Annotated in this window: 11 protein-coding genes; 4 read left to right on the plus strand and 7 right to left on the minus strand. The window is 59.4% G+C overall.

Features of this window, described 5'->3' with window-relative positions:
- Positions 1-338: 338 nt before the first annotated feature.
- The gene (gene hdhA / locus KIH75_RS09170; RefSeq protein WP_236028213.1) at positions 339-1,172 is read right to left on the minus strand and encodes a 7alpha-hydroxysteroid dehydrogenase; all 834 of its coding nucleotides are present in this window, start codon (positions 1,170-1,172) and stop codon (positions 339-341) included.
- 176 nt (positions 1,173-1,348) lie between these two features.
- Here hdhA and KIH75_RS09175 point away from each other — a divergent pair, with 176 nt between their 5' ends.
- Positions 1,349-2,536: a glycerate kinase family protein gene (locus tag KIH75_RS09175; protein ID WP_219056413.1), complete on the plus strand. Its 1,188-nt coding sequence runs from the start codon at positions 1,349-1,351 to the stop codon at positions 2,534-2,536.
- A gap of 868 nt (positions 2,537-3,404) precedes the next feature.
- Here KIH75_RS09175 and KIH75_RS09180 read toward each other — a convergent pair.
- From KIH75_RS09180 to KIH75_RS09190, 3 genes are all read right to left on the minus strand, one after another.
- Positions 3,405-4,937 (minus strand): DHA2 family efflux MFS transporter permease subunit, encoded by a 1,533-nt coding sequence (locus KIH75_RS09180; RefSeq protein WP_236028215.1) that lies wholly within the window; start codon positions 4,935-4,937, stop codon positions 3,405-3,407.
- Between the two features lie 233 nt (positions 4,938-5,170).
- Positions 5,171-6,565, minus strand: a complete 1,395-nt coding sequence (locus KIH75_RS09185; protein WP_219056414.1) for an MFS transporter — start codon at positions 6,563-6,565, stop codon at positions 5,171-5,173.
- A 9-nt stretch (positions 6,566-6,574) separates the two neighbouring features.
- Positions 6,575-7,153 (minus strand): cytidylate kinase-like family protein, encoded by a 579-nt coding sequence (locus KIH75_RS09190; RefSeq protein ID WP_219056415.1) that lies wholly within the window; start codon positions 7,151-7,153, stop codon positions 6,575-6,577.
- 455 nt (positions 7,154-7,608) lie between these two features.
- On the opposite strand from KIH75_RS09190, the gene KIH75_RS09195 reads away from it, so the two are divergent.
- The 3 genes from KIH75_RS09195 to KIH75_RS09205 all read left to right on the plus strand — a co-directional run bounded on the left by KIH75_RS09195 (position 7,609) and on the right by KIH75_RS09205 (position 10,618).
- Positions 7,609-7,878, plus strand: coding sequence for a type II toxin-antitoxin system RelB/DinJ family antitoxin (locus KIH75_RS09195; protein WP_219056416.1), 270 nt, complete (start codon positions 7,609-7,611; stop codon positions 7,876-7,878).
- Positions 7,879-7,886: 8 nt separating this feature from the next.
- On the plus strand, positions 7,887-8,183 hold the full coding sequence (locus KIH75_RS09200) for a type II toxin-antitoxin system RelE/ParE family toxin (RefSeq protein ID WP_219056417.1): 297 nt from the start codon (positions 7,887-7,889) through the stop codon (positions 8,181-8,183).
- 95 nt (positions 8,184-8,278) lie between these two features.
- The gene (locus KIH75_RS09205; protein WP_219056418.1) at positions 8,279-10,618 is read left to right on the plus strand and encodes a glycoside hydrolase family 3 N-terminal domain-containing protein; all 2,340 of its coding nucleotides are present in this window, start codon (positions 8,279-8,281) and stop codon (positions 10,616-10,618) included.
- Between the two features lie 173 nt (positions 10,619-10,791).
- On the opposite strand, the gene KIH75_RS09210 is transcribed toward KIH75_RS09205, so the two are convergent.
- From KIH75_RS09210 to KIH75_RS09220, 3 genes are all read right to left on the minus strand, one after another.
- Positions 10,792-11,430 (minus strand): TetR/AcrR family transcriptional regulator, encoded by a 639-nt coding sequence (locus KIH75_RS09210; protein WP_219056419.1) that lies wholly within the window; start codon positions 11,428-11,430, stop codon positions 10,792-10,794.
- Positions 11,431-11,766: 336 nt separating this feature from the next.
- Positions 11,767-13,413 carry a glycoside hydrolase family 43 protein gene (locus KIH75_RS09215; RefSeq protein WP_219056420.1) on the minus strand — a complete coding sequence of 549 codons (1,647 nt, stop codon included), beginning with the start codon at positions 13,411-13,413 and terminating at the stop codon, positions 11,767-11,769.
- Between the two features lie 310 nt (positions 13,414-13,723).
- On the minus strand, positions 13,724-14,932 hold the full coding sequence (locus KIH75_RS09220) for a glycoside hydrolase family 5 protein (RefSeq protein WP_219056421.1): 1,209 nt from the start codon (positions 14,930-14,932) through the stop codon (positions 13,724-13,726).
- Positions 14,933-15,076 lie beyond the last annotated feature (144 nt).

A 15,076-nucleotide genomic window follows, 5' to 3' on the forward strand; every position in this document is an offset into this window, starting at 1 on the left:
GACAAATTTGCCCCGTATCTGTCTGAAAATGGTTGAGTGGGGCATGAGTGGGTCGTCGTTCTTTACCGTTTTCAGACAGAATCGGGGCAAATTTGTCCGAAAACGGTAATGCAGAACTGATTCCCTCCCTCAACGCCCCCTCTTCAACCCCAACTCCAGTCCACCTCCCGTTACCATTTTCAGACAGAATCCGGGCAAATCTGTCCGAAAACGGTAACGCAGGACGCCTTCTGCTTAACCATTTTCAGACAGAAATAAGCCAAATCTGTCCGAAAACGGTAACGCAGGATGCCTTTCGCTTCACCGCTTTCAGACAACAGGCGATGAAAGCGGCAAAATCAGGCGGCGCGGGACTTGTCCTGCAGGTCGCCGAATACCGGGGTGGCCAGGCCGAAGCCGCCGCACACCTCCAGAATCTGACCGGTGGTGAACTGCGACTCGTCGGAGGCGAAGTACAGCACGGCATTCGCGATCTCCTCCGGCGTGGCCATCCTACGGATCGGCGTGTGATGCAGGAAGAACTCGCGGAATTCGTCATTCAACGCGTTCTGCACCGCGTCGGTGGCGGTCATGCCCGGCAGCACCGCATTGCAACGGATGTTCTTACGCGCCTCATGCACGGCGATCAGCTTGGTCAGATAGTTGATGGCTGCCTTGGATGTGCCGTAACCGATCTGCGAAATGTCCGGCACCGCGCCGCCGATGGACGAAATATTGATGATGCTGCCGGACTTGCGTTCGGCCATATGCTTGAGCGCGGCCTGCGACGTGATGAACACGGATTTGAGGTTGATATCGACCGTATCGATGAATTCCTGCGGGTCGGTGTGTTCGATGTCGAGATCCTTGGCCGGGTTGGACGTACCGAAATTGTTGACCAGCACGTCGATGCGCCCCTCGTTGGCCACTACCTCCTCCACGGCGGACACGTACGTCTCGTCCTTGGACGCGTCGTTGTACACGAACTTCACCGTTCCGGGCAGGTTCTCCCGCATCAGTTCGTCGATTTTCACCTGTGCGCGTTCGGCGTTGCGCGCGGCCATGTAGACGGTGGCGCCTTCCTGCGCGAACCGTTTCACGATCGCATAACCAATGCCTCTCGTCGACGCGGTGACCATCGCCACCTTGCCGTCCAGGCGCCCTGCGGTTGCGGTCATTGCAGTTTCACTCATATCGGACCTCCTTTGTGGTATTCAGCTGTGGTATTCAGCCAGTCATCTTATTCCCGAAGCATGTTAGCGCTCGCATAACCTTGCGCGGAGCGGTTGCGGCACGGTTGCGGTATAGCATGGAACAGCTGGGAACGACTGACAACGACTGGCAACAAAGGGACGGCTGGAGGATCGGCATGCGTTATCTGTTGGCACCGGATTCGTTCAAGGAGGCGGCATCGGCCGAAGCGATCGCACAGGCGATGAAGCGCGGGATCCTGGCCGCCGATCCGCACGCGGAGTGCCGTTTGATGCCGCTTTCGGATGGCGGCGAGGGACTGACGTCGGCATTGGCGCACGCCACTGGCGGCGAATTGCGTGACGTTGCGACGGTCGATGCGCTTGGGCGGCCTACAGTCGCGCGGTTCGGATTCCTGGGGAATTGTGCGGCGTCGGGCAGTGCGGCCGATTCACGCGATCATGAGCGCATCGCGGTAGTCGAATTGGCGTCGGCCAGCGGCCTTGAACGCATCTCCCCCGCCGACCGCGATCCGCTCATGGCATCCACGTTCGGCACCGGCGAAACGATTCGTGCCGCGATCGACGCCGGCGCGACCCGCGTGATACTCGGTTTGGGCGGCAGCGCCACTACGGATGGCGGCACCGGTTTGGCGCGTGCGCTCGGGTACCAGTTCCTTGACCGCGATGGACGGGAGTTGGAGCCTGGCGGCGGTGCGTTGACGCGGCTGGCACGTATCGATGCCACGTCGGTGCGTGAGGACGTGCGGCGGATTCCGATCACCTTGGCTTGCGACGTGACCAATCCGCTGATCGGCGAGCATGGCGCGGCACGGGTGTTCGCACCGCAGAAGGGCGCCGATTCCGCGCAGGTCGACCTGCTTGATTGCGGATTGGCGCGGCTGGCCGACGCAATCGAACGGTTCAACGGTCGGAACGTGCGCGATGTGCCGGGCGCGGGCGCTGCGGGCGGTACCGGCGGTGGATTGATGGGATTGTTCAACGCCTCCATCCGCCCCGGAATCGACCTGGTGCTTGAGCTGACGCATGGGCGCGAGGCCTGCGCATGGGCCGATGTCGTGATTACCGGTGAGGGGTCGATCGACAGTCAGACCCCGTACGGCAAGGTGCCGAGCGGTATTGCGAAACTGGCGCAATCATGCGGCAAACCGACGATTGCGATTGGCGGTTCGGTGACGCGCGATCCGCATACCATCGCACGGCTTGAAGATGCGGGCATCGTCGCGGTGTTCGGTATCACGCCCGGAGCGGCCGCTCTGCCTGCCCTGCTTGCTGACACCGAACGCAATATCGAAGCGACCTGCGCCGCCATCGCCGCCACCCTGCACCTGCACACCGCCCCATGACCGTTTTCAGACAGAAACAGGGGCAAATTTGTCTGAAAACGGTAAAGAAAGAACGACGGGCTCCGCTCAACCGTTTCCAGACAGAAACAGGCCAAATTTGTCCGAAAACGGTAAAGAAAGACGGGGCCACCCATGCCCCGCTCAACCGTTTTCAGACAGAAACGGGGGCGAAACTGTCCGAAAACGGTAACGTAGGGCGACATCCCCTCAACGCCTTCCCCTCAGCATCCAACTCCCTCAACCGTTTTCAGACAGATACGGGGCAAATTTGTCCGAAAACGGTAAAGAACGACGACCCACTCATGCCCTGCTCAACCGTTTTCAGACAGAAACGTGGGCGAAATTGTCCGAAAACGGTAACATAGGGCGCCATCCCCTCAACGCCTTCCCCAGTCCCCAACTCCCTCAACCGTTTTCAGACAGAAACGGGGCAAATTTGTCTGAAAACGGTAGGGGGATGCTCGGCGGCAGGGGTTGCAAAATCAGAGCGGGATGCGACCAGAGCAGGCCACGAAAACGACAGAAAGTAACGGCCCCCACTCAACCATTTTCAGACAGAAACAGGCCAAATTTGTCTGAAAACGGTAAAGGAAGACGGGGTCAGCTCAACCGTTTTCAGACAGATACGGGGCAAATTTGTCTGAAAACGGTAAAGAACGACGACCCACTCATGCCCCACTCAACCATTTTCAGACAGATACGGGGCAAATTTGTCTGAAAACGGTAAAGAGAGCGGGAGCTTCCCAACCATTTCTCTCCTCAACCATTTTCAGACAGAAACGGGGGTGAAACTGTCTGAAAATGGTAGAGGGGAGCATTTGGTAGCGGGAGACGCAAGGTCAGAGCGGCCTACAAAGCCCGGCGAAGGCTAGGCTTCTGCGGGAGCCACGCGACGCACGGAATAGCGGAACATGAGCAGCGCCATGATCTCGCCGCACACGGCCATGCCGAGGAACACGATCATGCTGGTGGAGAATCCGGCGACATACGAGGCGGACTGCTCCATGCCGGAGGCGATATTCGCCGCCGAACATTCGGCGATAAGCGTGGACGCCACAGCCGTGCCGATCGCGCCGGCAAGCTGCTGCACAGTGTTCATTACCGCGGAACCGTCGGCGTTCATGCGGGCGGGCAGCTGGTTCAGCGCATGCGTCTGATCGGGTACGAGCACGAATCCGGACGCAGCCATGAACAGCGCGTAAGCGATGGCGATGGCCCATTCACGCGAGCCGCCGAACATCATGGCGACATCCATGATCGCAACCCCCACGAATCCGCAGGCGATGAACTTCGGCGGGAAATGGTTCCTCAACGCCCCGCCGATCATCGGCGCCGAAATCGCACCGATCACCGCGCCCGGCAGCAGGATCAGCGCCGCCACCATGCTGGTGTGCCCCAAGCCGCGCTGCAGCAGAATCGGCAGCATGAAGTTCACGCCAAGCACACCACCGGACGACATGAGCAGAATGAGCATACCCAGCGTGAACCCGGAGTGGGCGAAAGTACGCACTTCGACCAGCGGGTGTTCCATGCGCAACTGCACGGCGGCGAATACGCCCAGCACCACAATGGCGCCGACGAGCACCGTCCAGAACCGCCAGTCGCCGTTCCATTGCGCGAAGAAGCTGGCCGCGACGATGATGCCGGACAGGCCGAGCGCGATGAGCAGCAGCGACGGCACCGACAGGTACCCTTTCTCGCCGTGCCGGATGTCGGGAATGGTCGCGGTGCCGAGAATGAAGGAAATCACCAGGAACGGGATCATGGCGTAGAAAATCCAATGCCAGTTGAGGAATTCCATGACCAGTCCGCCGAACACCGGGCCGATCGCCGGTGCGGCGCAGGTGACGAGACTGACCAGGCCGAGCATCATGCCGCGCTTGTCGAACGGCGCCTTCTCCAGGATGATGTTGGTCAGCAACGGCAGGGAAACGCCGGTGCCCAAGGCCATGACGAGTCGCGCCGCGAGCAGCATCGGGAAGTTCACCGCGAGCGCTCCGACCAGCGTGCCCGCGGAGAACAGGGCGACGGCGGTGATGAACAGGCCTTTGGTCGGGAAGGTGCGCACCATGAACGGCGATGTGGGGATGGCGATGGAAAGCAGCAGTAGGTAGCCGGTGGTGAGCCATTGCACCACGTCGGCGGAGATGGCGAATTCGCCCATCAGCGTGGAGTAGGCGATGTTGAGTGATGTTTCGGAGAGGATGCCGAGGAACGTCAGGATGGCGAGCGCCACCACCACGATGATGAGACGCTTCTCGTTCATGGGTTTGCTGTTTGCTGCCACGCTCTGGCTGGCCATGCTCTGGCCGACTGCACTCTGGCTGGCCGCGTCCCGATCGACAGCGCCTTGACCGGCCGTATTCCGCCCGTTCCGTTGGGTTTCCCGCTGTTGCGTCATATTCCTCCTTTGGTGTTTTCTGCCGTCCGGCTCTCTCGGCCGGTCCGCGCGTGCCGCGTTCGCAATCGCGATCGCAATCGCGATGGCGATGCGATGGCGGCCTCGTGCGGTCTTGTTTCGAGCACAGATATATCTAGGGGAGGAATGTTACGTGAAATTTGGTCACGCCTGTGGCCGTGGGGCGTTGTGCGAAATCACAACGTCCCACGATCACTTGTCACACGCTGCGGAACTCAACGGTCTTCGTATGCGCGGAATCCGACGATCTGCAGAATCAGGCAGACGACGGCGAGCACCAGCAGGAATACGAATCCTTGCGTCGATCCCAACGCGGTCCGCATTTCATAGCCGAGCCCGTCGTTCCGTCCTTGCGCCGCGGAGACGAGCGCCGCGCAGATGCTGGTGCTGGTGGCGCCGGCGAATTGCATGAGCGTGTTGAAGCAGGTGTTACCGTACGCCTTCTGTTCGACCGGCAGTCTGAGGTTGCCGATGGTCATGGTGTTGCCGAAGGCGATACCGCATCCGATGCCGAACAGAATGTAGAAGCCGATGATCATTTCGGTGTTCAACCTCATGCCGAAGATGGCGAACAGTGCCGTGCCGATGGTCATCAGCCCAGTGCCGACGAGAATCGGCAGTTTCGCGCCGATCTTGTCGAGTGCGGCTCCGCTGAAGGGCCCCATGAGCGCGTTCAGTCCGGCGCCCGGCAGCAGCATGAGACCTGCCATCATGGACGCGCACAGCAGCGTGACCTGCAGGTAGTTCGGCAGCAGGAAGCTGATGCCGAGCATGATCGCGTTGATGAGGAAGAACGCGACCAGATGGCAGACGAACGGAATGTTGTGGAAGATGGCGACGTCGATCAGCGGATGCTCGCGTTTCGCGCAATGCCTGACGAACAGGAGCATCGCGATGACGCCGACCGCGAACACCGCGATTTCGCCGAGGGGTTGCACGACAAAGGCGCCGATGTTCGCGAACCCGTACACGAGGCACAGGAAGGTCAGCATGATGAGGATGATGCCGGGCACGTCCACCGGGACCTTTTCGGGTTTCCTGTTCTCTTCGATGGTGCACAGTCCAAGAATCAGGGTGAACAGCAGGACGGGAAGCAGGATGGTGAAAATGTACCGCCATCCCAGGGTCTGGTTCACGATGCCGCCGTATGTCGGTCCCAAAGCCGGGGCCGCGGCCGACACCAGCGCCCCGTACCCCATGTAGGTGCCGACTTTGCCGAAGGGAATCTGTTCGAGGATGATGCAGAAGGCGATCGGAACGCCGACGCCCGTACCGACGCCTTGCACCAGTCGTGCGAGCAGGAGCACGGCGAAATTGGGCGAGACGACGGCCAGAACGGTGCCGATGATGAAGCATAGGGTGGCGAACAGGAACAGGTGCCTGAGCCTGAATCGACGTTGCAGGAATGCGGAAAGCGGCGTGATCATGGCGACGACGAGCAGGTTACCGGTCGTCAGCCATTGCACAGTGCCCGTGGATACCGCGAACGTCTTCATCACCGCGGGGAAGGCGATGTTGGTGGCCGTTTCCGTGAGCAGGCCGCAGAACGACACCAGGCAGGCCGCGACCACGGAGAGCGACAGTTTCGTGGGAACGTAGTTTTCTTCCATTGCCGCCTCCTACTTGCCTGCCGCCGCGATGATGAAGTCCACGCACTGTTCGACGCCGAGACGCCCGGAGTTGAGCATGAGGTCGTAGTTGTCGCGATCGCCCCATTTCTTGCCGTAGAAGCTCATGGCGTGCATCTGCCGTTCCTTGTCGGTCCGTTCAATCATTTTGCGCGCCTGACGTTCGGTCACGTCATAGTTGTCGTGGGCGTAGGCGACGCGCGATTCGGTGTCCGAATAGATGAACACGTTCAGCGACTGCCGGTCCCCCAGCAGGAAGTTCGCGGCTCGCCCAACGATCACACATGGACCTTCCTGCACGTAGCCTTCGATGATGTCGTGTTCGGCTTCGGCGATGAGTTTCATGCGGTTCAGCGCATCGTCCACACCCATGGCGAGGTTGAACAGGAAGGCGTTCACGGACCGCTGTTCGGTGTCTTCCACCACTTGTTCTGACAGACCGGTTCGTTTCATCGTGTCTTTGATGATCTTCGAATCGTAGACGGGAATGCCCATTTGCTGGGCGACCAGTTTTCCTATGGTGCGCCCGCCGCTGGCGTACTGCCTGCTGATCGTGATGATCTTATCCATATAGTTCGGTGTTCCTCTCTTTTCGCGCATAAAAAAAAAGAGATATGCACCATCAGGCCATATCTCCATTGCTTCGTTTCCCTCGCGCGAAGTTTGATTGTACCGATTGATATATCGGCTCCATAAGGGCTTTCTTCACAGAACGCACACAATTTGCCAAAGACGACATTCCCTTTGATTTTCAAGTATTTTCAACGCCACGAACATTCTCCCCCAGTATCATTTCCACCCCTTCCGAAAAGCATTCTCCAAACATCGCACGTTCTGTCCGGTTATATCCAGCGTCCAAGGAAAACCAGACACCACGACTCGCATTCATGGACTCGCGTTGCCGCCGCCCCCACTTGCCCCGCGATTGCAAAACATGAATACCCATAGACAAATGCCATTCATTTCTCTATCAGTGTCATACATCTGCATATAATTGTCTTACACACACATGAACGGAGAGCCACATGACCATGTCATCAGTAACAGTCCGAGTGGATTCGGACACGAAACGCCAAGCTTCCCATATCGCAGAGGATTTCGGACTCGACCTATCGAGCGTGACCCGCGCCTTCTATCGTCAGATAGTGAGGGAACATCGCATTCCACTGAATCTGTCGTATCCCACCATGCCCACGGAAACCGCCGAGGCCCTTGCCGAGGCTCGGGAAAAGGCGGGAACAGCCGAACCGCGTTTCAACACCGCGGACGAAATGTTCGAGGCCTTAGAGATATAGGAACAAATATGCTGAAACCCGAATATACGAAACCCTTTCAACGCGATATCAAGCGGCTGAAACGCAAGCATGTTGATTTGACGGATCTGAAGAGCGTTATTCGATTGGTAACCGAAGACACCAGCGAATCGAAAGAAACGCTACGGCGAAGACATCGTGCGCACCGCCTACAGGGTAAAGATTGGGACGGGGTCATCGAATGCCACATCGGCAACGCCGGCGATTGGCTTGCCATATGGATTAGAGACGATGGAACCGCTTGGTTTCTGCGCACCGGTTCACACGACGAGATTTTCGGAAGTTAGCCATTGACAGCAAACATGGGTGTGTCGAACGGCGCAACACAGTAAACTACCAATTGGTAGTTAAGAGAATCGCTTCAACGACGAAAGTGAGCACCATGACCGACAACACCAACACCAACGACCTGCCCTACAAGAACCCCGACCTGCCCACCCAGGAACGCATCGCCGACCTGCTCGGCCGCATGACCCTTGAAGAGAAGGTCGGCCAGATGATGCAGCTCGACGCACGCGGCGGCAACCTGGACGACCTCATCATCGACAAGCACGTCGGCTCGATCCTGCACACCAGCCCCGCCGACCTGCCCAAGGCCGTCGAAACCGTGAACACCAGAACCCGCCTCGGCATCCCGCTGATCATCGGCGACGACTGCATCCACGGCTACTCCTTCTGGCCGGGCGCAACCATCTTCCCCTCGCAGCTGGGCATGGCCGTGAGCTTCGACCCGGCCAAGGTCGAAGCGGCAGGCCGCGCCACCGCCGAGGAAGTCTCCACCACCGGCGTGCACTGGACCTTCTCCCCCGTGCTGTGCATCGCACGCGACACCCGTTGGGGCCGCGTGGATGAAACCTTCGGCGAAGACCCGTACCTGATCGGCGAAATGGCATCCGCCATCGTCAAAGGCTACCAGGGCGGCGCCAAGGCCGGCGAACCGCTCGCCAAGGACGCCATCCTCGCATGCGCCAAGCATTTCGCCGGGTACTCCGAAACGCAAGGCGGCCGCGACGCCTCCGAGGCCGATCTGAGCCACCGCAAGCTCGAATCCTGGTTCCTGCCGCCGTTCGAACGTGTGGCCAAGGAAGGCTGCGGCACCTTCATGCTCGGCTACGAATCCATCGACGGCGTGCCCGTCACCTTCAACAAGTGGCTGCTGTCCGACAAGCTGCGCGGCGACTGGAACTACCAGGGCACCCTGATCACCGACTGGGACAACGTCGGACGCGCCGTGTGGGAGCAACGCATCAAGGCCGACTACGTGCAGGCCGCCGCCGACGCCGTCAAGGCCGGCAACGACCTCATCATGACCACGCCGAAGTTCTACGAAGGCGCCATCGAAGCCGTCAAGCGCGGACTGCTGGACGAATCGCTGATCGACGCCGCCGTATCGCGCATCCTCGCACTCAAGTTCCGTCTGGGCCTGTTCGAAGACCCGCGCCTGCCCGACGAGCAGCGCATCAAGGCGGTCATCGGCTCCGAAGCACACCAGGAACTCAACCTGCAGGTGGCCCGCGAATCCGTGGCACTGCTCAAGAACAACGGCGCCCTGCCGTTCAACGCCACCGCAGCCAAGCGCATCGCCGTCGTCGGCCCGCTCGCCGACGACGCCCAGGAGCAGCTCGGCGATTGGGCCGGCAACTCCGGCCAGGTCAACTGGATGCCCGACGGCCAGCCCCGCGACATGATCACCACCGTGCTCGACGGATTCAAGCAGCTCGCCCCCGAAGGCTGCGAAGTCGTATACTCCCGCGGCGCGGACATCATCGACCTCGTAGACGATCCGGAAGGCGAGTTCTACCCGGACGGTCAGCCCCGCCCGAAGCTCGGCGTCTCCGCCAAGATCGACCAGACGCTGCTGGACGAAGCCGTGGAAAACGCGAAGCAGTCCGACCTGATCGTCGCCGTCGTGGGCGACGTGGTCCAGCTCGTCGGCGAAACCTGCTCCACCGCGACCCTCGAACTGCTCGGCGGCCAGAACGCCATGCTCGAAGCGCTCGCCAACGTGGCCAAGGAAACCGGCAAGCCGCTGGTCGTGGTGCTCATGAGCTCCAAGCCGCAGGTGATGCCGGCATGCGTGATCGGCACCAACGGCGTAATCGTCGACGAATCCGCGGCGGACGGCGTCAGCGCGTTCATGTGGGCACCGAACCCCGGCATGAAGGGCGGCCAGGCCATCGCCGAAATCATCCTCGGCATGACCGAACCGACCGGCCGACTGCCGATCACCTTCCCGCGCCACGCAGGCCAGCTGCCGGTCTACTACAACCAGATTCGCGGCCAGCACGGCAACCGTTACGCCGACCTCACGCAGGATCCGGCATTCGCCTTCGGCGAAGGCCTCGGCTACACGACCTTCGCATACGGCGAACCGACGATCACCAACGTCCCCGCATCCGGCACCTTCACCGAACAGGACACCGTGCACGCCGAAATCACGCTCACCAACACCGGCGAGCGCAAGGGTACCGAAGTCGTGCAGGCCTACATCGGCGACATCGTGACCTCGTACAGCTGGACCGACCGCGAACTCAAGGCGTTCCAGCGCGTCAAACTCGAACCGGGCGAAAGCACGGTCGTCAGCTTCGACATCCCGGTTTCCGCGTGCACCATCGTCGACCAGGACGCCAAGCGCTTCGTCGAACCCGGCGAATTCGAAGTGCTGATCGGCCATTCCAGCCGCCGCACCGACCTCAAGCGCACCACGTTCACGGTCGCCTGAACGCCGGTTGCCGGTAACCACCCGGCACACGGATGATTACGCGCTGAGGGGTTGCGATTCCTTCCACGGAACGAATCGCAACCCCTCAGCCATATTCGGTTGGTCGACCATTCGGCTAGTCATTATTCGACCATTCGGCTAGTCATTATTCGACCATTCAACATCCAGCCGGATCAGCGGAACCCATCCCACAACGGCGATGGGAACAGTATCCGCTCCATCTCACACCATTCCTCGAACAGGTCGATATCCGACTCGCGCAACCACCACAACTGCATACCATCCATGAACTCCATGGCCTTACGCACCAGCGGACGCATACTCTCGTCCCACGTTCCCAACTGCGGCGGAATCCTCCACGGAAAACTCGAATAGTACTCCCACAGCTGATCCTGACGCCCCGAAAACTCCTCATACAACGGATGCTCGGGATTCAACGACTCGGTCTCCAACACGGCGAACAACTGCACCATCATGCGACGACGCGAATTATGCCGCACCAGATACCGCAAATAAGCGGGGAACGACGGCGCCTCCGGATCACTGCCCGGCATACCGGAAGCGAAGAAATCCTCCGGAGTTCCCGTGCTGTTGTAATACTCGTTGAACACCATCGCCAGCATGTTGTCCTTGCTGCCGACATACCGCAGCACGCCCTGCTTGGAAATGCCGACCCGATCGGCCACATCCTGCATGGAAATGCCGTTGAACCCGCGCTCGCTGATCAGCTGGACCGCCGCGTCCAATACCTCCACACGGCGTTCCTCAGGCGTTTTGCGAACGCGCTTCGTTTTCTGCTCATCTTTTCCCATGGTTTCCGAGTCTAGCGCCGGAACCTCCGCTTCGCCGGCATCGCAACGCTTCCGCGAGACGGTGCGCGACGTTCCGCGCACGGCATTCGGGGCGTCGAATCGGCATGCCCGAACATACGCCGTTGTCAAGGGCATCGTTCCGCATCTTCCTCATGCACATTCGCGAACACCGCTATTTCTACCGGGTCGCGCTCAAAATCGGCCGCACGTTCCCATTCGCGCGAGCGGCAGTCGCACAGTACGCGAAAGCCGGCCCCACGCCATTCATCCAATCGGATCGGCGTGAGGCCGGCCTTCCATATCTTCATACCCAGACGGCTAAGCTCCCAGCATCAGTCAGTCGACCGGCTTGCTCTCATCGATCTCATAATCGAAGAAATCAAAATCGGCGGTCTTCTCATGCAGCGCCGCATCCGTAACAGCGATACCGACCATCGTGCCGGTGAACTCGCCGAACTTGCAGTACTCGTCGGAGAACGTGGTGGTATCGAAAACCGGACCGATCTTCGTCCAATGCTCGCCGTCATACCCCCACTCGAACCAGGTGCGACGACCCTCAAGGTTCAAACGGAAGCAAATCGGCCCATCCTCCACGGCAACACGCGTGTCAAGCATCTCCGTCTTCTCGCCATTCTCCAAACGCACCAGCGAAATCGCCGAACCACCCAACGTCTGCGAATAATACTTGCGCAGGAAAATATTATTCATATTGTCGTAGTAGATCGTCAGACCCGCGGAATGCTGGTAAACCTCCGGATCGAACTCCATCCTCGTACTCACCGAGCCATACACGCCAGTCAGCTTACGGGCGATCAGACTCGTACGATTCAACGACGCCAACGACTCCTCACCACGCACACGCAGCCAACCCGGACGCTCCGACACATTCGCGAACGTGCCCGGCATCTGACGCGGCGAGTAATACCAGTTACCCAGCTCATCGCCATCGAAATCATCGAAGCTCGGAATCTCCGGCATCGGCACATCCGGCAGACTCGGCTCCTCAACCTCCAGCTTCGCCAGATTGGAACCATCCGCCATACGCAGCCAGCCATCATCCGTCCACATCATCTTCTGAATAGCAGTCTCACGGCCAAGCGTGCACCGCAATTCCGGCACAAACGGGCGACTCGTCAAATGCACCAGATACGTTTCACCATTCGGCAAATCCACATAGGAACCATGACCCGACTTCTGCAACACGGAATCCGGGTTGAAATAACGCGGCTTCAAATGATCATCATCAGCACGCTCATTCGAATCCTTCGGCTGCGACGTGACCAGCGGACCATGCGGATCCGGCTCATACGGGCCCCACACATTACGCGAACGACCCATCGTCACCGCATGGTTATACCCCGTGCCGCCCTCGGCGCACATCAGGTAATACCAGCCGTCACGCTTCGTCAAATGCGGAGCCTCAATGCAGCCACGATCAGTGGCGCCACGCCAAATACGCTTCGGATAGCCAACCACATGCTTGGCCCGCGGATCATATTCCACACAGCAGATCACACCCGGCTTCTCATAGCCCTCGCGCGTCTCCCACTCAAGACTGACAATATACTTCCTGCCATCATCGTCATGCAGAATGGACGCGTCGAAACCGGAAGACGTCAAATAAACCGGTTCGCTCCACGGGCCCTCGATGCTCTTCGACTTGATGAGATAGTTATTCACATCGAAATACCGGGCGTTCATGGAATTCATGACACCATAAATCACATAGAACATGTCCTCCTCCTCACAATACGTGAGGCACGGAGCCCAAATGCCCTTGGCACTCGGCAGCTTGGTAAGATTCGGATTCGCATCATCGGTGAGCACATGGGTAAGCAGCTCCCAATGCTTCATATCCTTGGAATGATAAACCGGAATACCCGGGAACCATTCGAACGTGGAGACGGCGACATAGTAGTCGTCGCCCTTGCGGCAGATGGCCGGATCTGGATTGAAGCCTTTGAAAATCGGATTGTGCAACATTGGTTTTTCCTTTTTATGGTTGCGTTTTGATGGTTTGTTGACGGGTTTTTGATGGTTTGGTGTTGTGTCGATCTGGTGTTGTGTCGGTTTGGTGCGGTGACCGCTTATTCGGCACGATGGCCGCCGGGCCTGCGGCGCTCTGCCGCCGACACGCTCCGGGCCGCTCAGGCCGAGTCTTTACGGTCGTCAACAAAGCGCCGCAGACCCGGCTCCTAACGCCGATACGGCACATTGCGTCGTTTGGTATCCGCTCCCAATAATGGGGGTTCCTCACTCCTTGTTTCAAAGGAGAGGAGGAGGGAGGAGGGGATTACTTCTGGATGGGGAACCAGTCTTGGGCGATGCAGCGGCCGAGATCCCAGGCGTCCCATCCGATCCAGCCGGGAGTGTTGACCGTGTCGGTGAGCAGCTTGTAGTTCCAGTAGTAGAAGCCGTGACCCTTGCTCCAGGCGTTGAGCTGCGACGCGGCCACGCCCTGGTACAAGTCGCGCTTCTCCTCGGCGCTCAAGGTTTCCACCTGCGCGCCATCCTCGCCGTTAAGCACGCTTTGCCCGCCGTGAGTGTCGACGCCGCAACCGACCGAATTGAACAGGCACCACTCCCCCACGATTACCGGGAAGTATTCGCTCATTTCGGCGATCATCGGAGCGTACGTATTACGCACGAAATCGTCGTAGCCTTCCACAGTCTGCGGGCAGCCCATCATTTCCGCAGTCATCAGATACTGGTGGGTATCGAGGATCACGTTCTCGAATTCCGGCGCGAGCTTGCCGTCCTCGCCGCGCATGAAATCCTTCCACTGTTCGATATCGAATCCATCGTGGAAGACCACGGCCTTATCGACCGGCAGAGCACCCTTGTCGGCGTCGCGCAGGCGATGGTAGGCGGTGATGTAGAAGTCCTTGAGCCAGTCGAATTCGATCGGACCGGTTCCTTCCGCAAGTTCGGCATCGACGGCCTTGTACCGTTCGGTCACGTTCATCATCGGCCAGGACGTGGTGGTGTTCGGTTCGTTGATGATCTCGATGCCCATGAGCGCCTTGCGATCGCCATACCGCTTGGCGAGACGTTCCAGCACGGACAGCACGAATTCGACCTCGTCGGGCAGCTGCGCCCACTTGCACACGCCGGAAATGCCGCCGTTGTCGAAGCCGTTCTGACTCATCGGCGCGGTATGCAGGTCGATGAGGATGGTCAGGCCGTACTTTTCGGCCCAGTTGAAAGCCTTGTCGAGTTCGTCGATGCAGCCGATGAACGGTGCGCGATCACCGAAGATGAAATACGGCACCGGGATGCGCACGGAGTTCAGGCCCCACGATTTGATGGTGGCGAAGTCGCGTTCGTTGATGTATTCGGCGCGGTGCGTTCTGATGCGTGCCTCATAGACGGCCGGGTCGAGCTGGGTCGGCAGATAGTATTCGTCGTCGGCGGTGGTGCCGTCGAACAGCGCCGGGTTCATCCACTTCTCCAGGACGAGCCAGTTGCCAAGGTTGACGCCCTTAATGTATTCAGTTTCCATGTGCACTCCCTTGTACGGTCCGATTTCGGTAACGAGAGCTGGAAGGCTGTCGTCGGTTGGGCCGCGCTTCTCCGTTTTCGGACAAATTTGCCCGGATTTTGTCTGATTTCGGTAATGAGAGCTGGAAGGCTGTCGTCGGTTGGA

The sequence above is a fragment of the Bifidobacterium pongonis genome (assembly GCF_019331805.1).
Classification (GTDB): domain Bacteria; phylum Actinomycetota; class Actinomycetes; order Actinomycetales; family Bifidobacteriaceae; genus Bifidobacterium; species Bifidobacterium pongonis.

Coding starts and splice junctions, on each gene's coding strand:
- KIH75_RS09185 (WP_219056414.1), bottom strand. CDS start 6,565: ATGGAAGAAAACTACGTTCCCACGAAACTGTCGCTCTCCGTGGTCGCG.
- KIH75_RS09195 (WP_219056416.1), top strand. CDS start 7,609: ATGACCATGTCATCAGTAACAGTCCGAGTGGATTCGGACACGAAACGC.
- KIH75_RS09220 (WP_219056421.1), bottom strand. CDS start 14,932: ATGGAAACTGAATACATTAAGGGCGTCAACCTTGGCAACTGGCTCGTC.
- KIH75_RS09175 (WP_219056413.1), top strand. CDS start 1,349: ATGCGTTATCTGTTGGCACCGGATTCGTTCAAGGAGGCGGCATCGGCC.
- KIH75_RS09215 (WP_219056420.1), bottom strand. CDS start 13,413: ATGTTGCACAATCCGATTTTCAAAGGCTTCAATCCAGATCCGGCCATC.
- KIH75_RS09190 (WP_219056415.1), bottom strand. CDS start 7,153: ATGGATAAGATCATCACGATCAGCAGGCAGTACGCCAGCGGCGGGCGC.
- KIH75_RS09180 (WP_236028215.1), bottom strand. CDS start 4,937: ATGACGCAACAGCGGGAAACCCAACGGAACGGGCGGAATACGGCCGGT.
- KIH75_RS09205 (WP_219056418.1), top strand. CDS start 8,279: ATGACCGACAACACCAACACCAACGACCTGCCCTACAAGAACCCCGAC.
- KIH75_RS09210 (WP_219056419.1), bottom strand. CDS start 11,430: ATGGGAAAAGATGAGCAGAAAACGAAGCGCGTTCGCAAAACGCCTGAG.
- hdhA (WP_236028213.1), bottom strand. CDS start 1,172: ATGAGTGAAACTGCAATGACCGCAACCGCAGGGCGCCTGGACGGCAAG.
- KIH75_RS09200 (WP_219056417.1), top strand. CDS start 7,887: ATGCTGAAACCCGAATATACGAAACCCTTTCAACGCGATATCAAGCGG.